2 protein-coding genes are annotated in these 6,173 nt (G+C 49.6%); both read left to right on the top strand.

What is annotated here, in order from left to right:
• Positions 1-465: 465 nt before the first annotated feature.
• Positions 466-5,106, top strand: a complete 4,641-nt coding sequence (locus ACQY2K_RS00215; protein WP_428040300.1) for a hypothetical protein — start codon at positions 466-468, stop codon at positions 5,104-5,106.
• A 93-nt stretch (positions 5,107-5,199) separates the two neighbouring features.
• Complete coding sequence (locus tag ACQY2K_RS00210) at positions 5,200-6,171, top strand: hypothetical protein (protein ID WP_428040299.1); 972 nt, start codon at positions 5,200-5,202, stop codon at positions 6,169-6,171.
• The last annotated feature ends 2 nt before the right edge of the window (positions 6,172-6,173 follow it).

Here is a 6,173-nt window from a genome sequence, read left to right as displayed (position 1 = left end):
TATTGCCTTTGTTTATGATTTCGGTTGTCATCCTGGAAAGTCGTAGTCCAGGATCCGTTGTTCTTACAAAGAGAGGTCATCCTGAATTGGCGGCCTGCAAGGTGCGGCCCGCAGGGGGATACCCTGCCATTATTACAAAGGGAGGTCATCCTGAATTTAGTTCAGGATCTACCGATTGTGTTGTTTGTTGGGGCCGTTTGATGTGCTCTTTTTAAAGTGTTTTTATATCAAATTTGTTGTTAATTAAATTAGGGGATGGTGCCATTTCCCTAATAAGACGGGGAAAAATGCAAAAAACAGTTGACATTTGCCCCAAAAGTTGCAAAAATTTAAGAGTATAGGTTCGGCGTCTGTTTATTTTTATAATCAGCCGCCGTTCCGTGCGCATTGTTTTTGGCGCGGAAAAGATTTGTAAAAAATATAATTTTTAGACGGGAATTAAGTCCCCAAATGGATACATACACAATGAATAGAATTAAAAGTTTAATCCGGGTTTTATCGGGCCGGACGGTGCTTCGCGCCGTTTTGGCTTTGTTGTTAGTCGCGGCTTGCTCGCCGCTGTTTGCCCAACGCGCCGACGTAAGAAGCGCAGGGGTGTATTATCAAGACGGCTCCCAGATGAAAGTTGACAATAGCAACAATGTAACTGGCGATAGCGCGGTATATTGTAACTGGGGCACATCCGTTATTAAGGCTGCTAATAATCGTAGTTTTACGACCAAGCCGTACCCGTCTTCAAATGCAAATAAGCAAGATCCGTGGGTCAGTTCCGCTTTGATTGAATACGACCAGCCTTATCCGGCTCCTACGGAAGAAAATAAATACCCCAACCATTGTTTAGCCTTGTGTATGCAGGTAGTCTGCACCAACAGACCTATGGCCCAGGCCACTTATTCTATTGCGTTTCCGTTACAGAATATTACTTTTGATATCGTCAAATACTATAACGGTAAAAACATTAAAGATGCGGAAGGTACCCCGGCTATCCGCTCTATTGATTTGTACCCGAATACGGCAGATAAATCTGCCAAATGTGGTTCTTATCGTTGCCCGGGTGGCCCGAATGATGGGTACACTTGCACGGCTCCAAAATATGAATTAAGAGAAGGTTTGTGCTACGAGGTGGGTGGCGGTCTGGTTAGTTCTTCTTATTGTACGATTGGAGATAAAGATGCTAATTGCCCTAATAAAAATTGTCAATTTATTATTTTTAATAACGATGGAGCGGCTTCTGATAAGGAGATTCCTTTCTGCGCCGCGTGGGACGGTTCTTACGATATTGCGGGCGAATTTGGTAAATCCAATGGGGATTTTGCCTTCCGCGCCACCGTGGCGACGGACTTCCCCGGCGATAACGTAGCCGTAGATAAAATTGAATTTAACTCCACGATTGCCTACCCCGGCGAAAACCAAATCCCGATACAGGTGGACGTAACCAACGTACATACCGTGCGCAGCACTCCTACCGTGGTGGGGGATATTACCGCCGTGCCGGCCCAACCCTACACCTTTGCTTATCGTTTGAGCAAAGATGCGGATGTTCGTATCGCTATTTTGGATGCTTCCAATAGCGACAATACCAATTACGGCGCCACAAATACGGCAGATCCTATTAAAGGTAAGGCCCAAATCGTTCGCACCTTGGTTGATTGGCAGCCGCGCGTGGGTGAAGGGTTGAAAGGGGTGGAAAGCGATAAGCAAATTGTAGAGTCTGACTCGTGGGACGGCCGCAGCGACAGCGGTATGCTCCTGCCGGCGGGCAACTATATTGCCGCTATCCAAGCCAAAACGCAGGATGAGTGGCCGGGCATTGATTTCTCCCGCGCCGTTACGCGCCAAGTTTCCTTGGACCCCTTGAAATTGACGGATATTGCCGTTACGGGTCTGAACAAAAAATCTACGGCGTACGCTTCTATTAGTTACGTTCCGACGGAAGCGTCCAAGGTATATTGGAATATTTACACGCCCGGCACTACTTTTGCCGGTACCAACTCCGGCACGAATACGATTAACACCAATTCCTCCCAGCCTACGGGTACGGCCCCGAAGCTTGTAGATGGAACTGGTACTTTGGTATATAGTTCCGCCGAGGACCGCACCAGCCGTATGAATTTTACCTCCAAGTGGGACGGTCTGTGCGGCGTAGAAGGTGGTTGTACGCGCACCTATGCCGAGGGCGAAAAAATGTCTGACGGCTCTACCTGCCCAGATGCTACCTGCAAAGAAGCCTTTGCTTATGGGGCCCCGATGCCGGACGGCAACTATGTATATGTGCTGTGGGCGGAAATTCCGTATAACGGCTGCTATTATAACGCGTTGGGCGGTACTGCTAATACCCCGAGATTTGCTGGGGGGACTGCTTGCACGGCCAGCGAAGACAACAACAACAAACAATTTACGGGTGTAAAAACCCTCAGTTACTACACGGGCCAGGTGGCTATTGAACGCGGATTTGTGGATATCACTATCCAACCGGTCAGTTATTCCACCGTGGGTTCCAGCCCGACCGCGTACGGTTTGGATCCGTTCATCTTTAAATATTCTATCGTGCGCGAAGCCAATGTGGTAGCCAAAGTTACCAACTCGGCGGGCGTGGACGTGAAATACTTAACGCCCAAAACAGGCATCACGCAGGTTGCCCAGCAGATGAATACGCTGTCTTGGGACGGGCGCGACGACCAAGGCCGTATGGTAACCCCCGGTACTTATATGTTTGTAGTGGAAAGCAAAGATGCTATGTTCCCTGCGGTAACCAATAAAGCCTCTGCCGTGTTCCCGGTGGATATGTACCGCGTGGTGGATGTAGCCACTACTGATGTATATGGCGATAGTGCTGCCAAGGCTACGATTTCTTATATGTTGTCCAAGGCGATGAACGTACAAATCAACATCTATAATAAAGATGTCGTTATCCCCGCCTACAACACCAAGGGTGGCGATTACAGCGATTTTGTGGTAAATGCCTCTACCTGGGCGACGGGTTACGCCGCCAACTTGGCGAGTGTAGATGTGTACGAAACGGGTGTAACCACTCCGTTTGCGACATTGACGAATCCTGGTATTGGTACGAATACCACCCTTACAGGTACGGCTAACCCTTATACGCGCGATACGGTAACGGTGGTGGAAAACCCGAACTATGTGGTGGGTTCCACGGTTACGACGGAACTCAAATACTATGTAACTTTGAAGCGCGAAATCGGTACGCTCTCCACGGGTGTAACCTCTTGGCCGCCCCGTATTTGTAACAAAACGACGGATGCCGATGTGTTTAATGCGGCGGGCTATGTGGACCCGGCCGCAGCGGCGGCGAAAGATACTAAATGTATCTATGTAAACGATACCACCTTTACCAACTACCCGGCCAATGCCCAAGATGCGGCCGCAGGTAAGTTGGATGTGCGTTTGCAGCCGATTAAAACCTTTGACCGCACTTCTACCAAGACGGGCGACGGCATTATGATTACCGAGGAGTGGGATGCGGTGTCTTTCTACAACCCGACCTCTACCCAGCAGCCCGGTGCGTGCAAAGGCAAAACGAATTTGAAAGACTGCCCGTACGAAACAGTGCCGGACGGACAATATCCGTTCTTTATCTCTGCCCGCTCCAACGAACCGTTTGACCGCTATTATGCAGAGTCCGGCGAGACATATAAGGAAAACGGTGTGGATAAGAATTATATCGTCGGCGCTCCGTTTAAAACTCCTGCCGAAGTAAAACAGGAACCTTTCTGGTACGCTACGGATAAGGTGTCCAGCAAGATTAATATTACCCGCGGTTCGGTGTATTTCTTGGACGGCTCCACAACGGTATATCCCAATGCCCCGCAGTTGTTCAATGCTTCTACGGGCCCGGTGTTTATCCCGCCGTACGAAATTGATTTCTCCGTTTCCCGCGCGGCAACGGTAGAGGTCGCCATTGTGGCCTTGAAACCCAATATGTGCTACGACACTACTGGCAAGTTGACCGAGCGCAACGCCGCCGCCGGAGCGGTATGCAAATACCTTTCCACTACGACGATTGCCAATACGGGCAATTTTGACCCTAACACCGTGCGCAAAGTGTATTGGGACGGTACGGATAACAACGGTGTTTACGTCAAGCCGGGCATTTACGAGGTCCGCTTGATTGCCAAAAACTACCCGGATCCGCACCTCTATCAAGAAACGGTTAAGGTTATCCGCATTAATGCCGACTTGTTAAAAGTGTTTGACCTCTTGGAAGCGGACGGTTATGCGCTTAACCAACGCGATACGGATATGAAGATTGGTTACCAGATTTCCGTTCCGATGAAAGTGGCTATCCAAATCTTTAAACCCGGTACCACGATTTACGATTACCAAAAGGGCACCTTGCGTAACCCCACGACGGGTACGGAAGTGAAAGATATCCACGAAGTATTGGTAAAGGCCATTGTGGGTATCCGTCCCGCCACCACACTTATTGAAGAAGTGTGGGACGGCCGCGACTATGCCCAGCAGGAAGTGCCGGACGGAACCTATCCGTTCCGCTTTGTAACGGCGCTTAACTCCGCCGATATTGACAGTGTAACCGGCGAAATTTTAGGCTCGGATGATACCTCGGCTGATGCCGCCAAGTGGAGCATTGAAAAAGTGGCCGATACTTACCAGTATCAAAACTTGCATAAAGCCACGGTAGCCATTGGCGACGGACGCTTTGTCTGCGAAGACTGGGAAAAGACAGTATTCTTCTATCCGAACCCGTTGCGCGTAGCCAGCAAAGGTACGCTGGAAATTACCAAAATGCCGGTGCCCGGTACGGTATCTATTAAATATTTCAACTTGGCGGGCGATTTGGTGCGCGATAGCAACTATACCTGCGTGGATGCCAACAACTACCAGGTAACTATGGGCAGCAGTTTGCAGTTCAACCCGGATAATACACCGGAAGGCTCTGTAAAACTGGATAAGGACGGCTTGGATTCGTTCCCCAATATCCGCAACGCAGCCCTGCGCTGCAAATGGGATAGAACCAACCAGCACGGCAAAAAGGTTGCCCGCGGTGTATATTTCGGCCTGGTAGATTTTAGAGCCCAAAACGGACGTGAACATTGCCAGAAAGTTGTAAAGATTTTGGTTCCGTAATTTAACAGCCCTTGGGGGCAAAACCCCAAGGGCCTGCGGACTTTGTGCCGCTAGTGCCGTAAATAGGGCCGGGTGTCCGGCAGAAACAGATTTATGAATATAAGAATAAAAGTTTTAATTGCTTGTTTAACGGTCGGTCTTTTAAGCGCAGGCGCACAGGCTGGTATTAATTCCAATGCCGGTACCAGCGCGAGCGCGTTTTTAAAGATTGACGCCGGCTCCCCCAGAGCCCAGGCATTAGGTAATGCCTATGTGTCTATTGCGGACGGCCCGGAAGCCTTGTTCTGGAACCCGGCGGGAGCCGCTTCTGCCTCTACGCGCGAACTCCAATTTGCGTATTTGGACTATTTACAGGGTTATAAAGCGCGCACTTTGGCTTATTTGCAGCCTATTGGCAAAACCATTATCGGCGTAACGCTGAACTATATGGATATGGACGGATTTGATTTTCGCGGAGATCGTGGGGAATTACAGCCCGAAGTCGGTGTTCCGGTGCAGAACTTTGTGGGCGGTCTTTCTATTGCCCGCGGGTTCTTCAACCAAAAACTCCAAATCGGCGGTACGGCCAAGTATATCAGCGAAAAATTGGATACCGACCGCTATGATAACGTCGGTTTTGATGTAGGGGCCAAGTTGCGCCTCGTCAACTGGTTGGGCCTCGGCGGTGCGCTTGTAAACATTGGCGATAAAGAAGAAATGCCGCGCGGTTTGCGCTTGGGTGCCGATTTGAATACCCGTTATTTTACCGTGTCCGGCGAATATATGAAATACCGCGACGATAAAGCCCGCTATGGCGTTGGCTTGGAAGTGCATATCCCTGAGGATATGCTTCAAGTGGCCCGCTTTGATTTGCGTGTAGGTTACTATACCCGCACAAATACAGGCACCAACGAAAAAGATTCTTGGGTGGGCGATTTAGGTCTGGCTGAAACCTCCAAGGTTTCCTTCGGGTTCGGTATTTACAGTTCCGAATTGTTTGGTTACGGGGCGTCTATTGATTATGCCGTTACGCCGTTTGGCGCGTTGGGCACCTCGCAACAGATTGCGTTGGCTATCCAGTTTTAATG

The sequence above is a fragment of the Candidatus Avelusimicrobium fimicolum genome (assembly GCF_021632165.1).
GTDB classification, from domain to species: Bacteria; Elusimicrobiota; Elusimicrobia; order Elusimicrobiales; family Elusimicrobiaceae; genus Avelusimicrobium; species Avelusimicrobium fimicola.
This window is presented reverse-complemented; position numbering and strand designations above follow the sequence as displayed.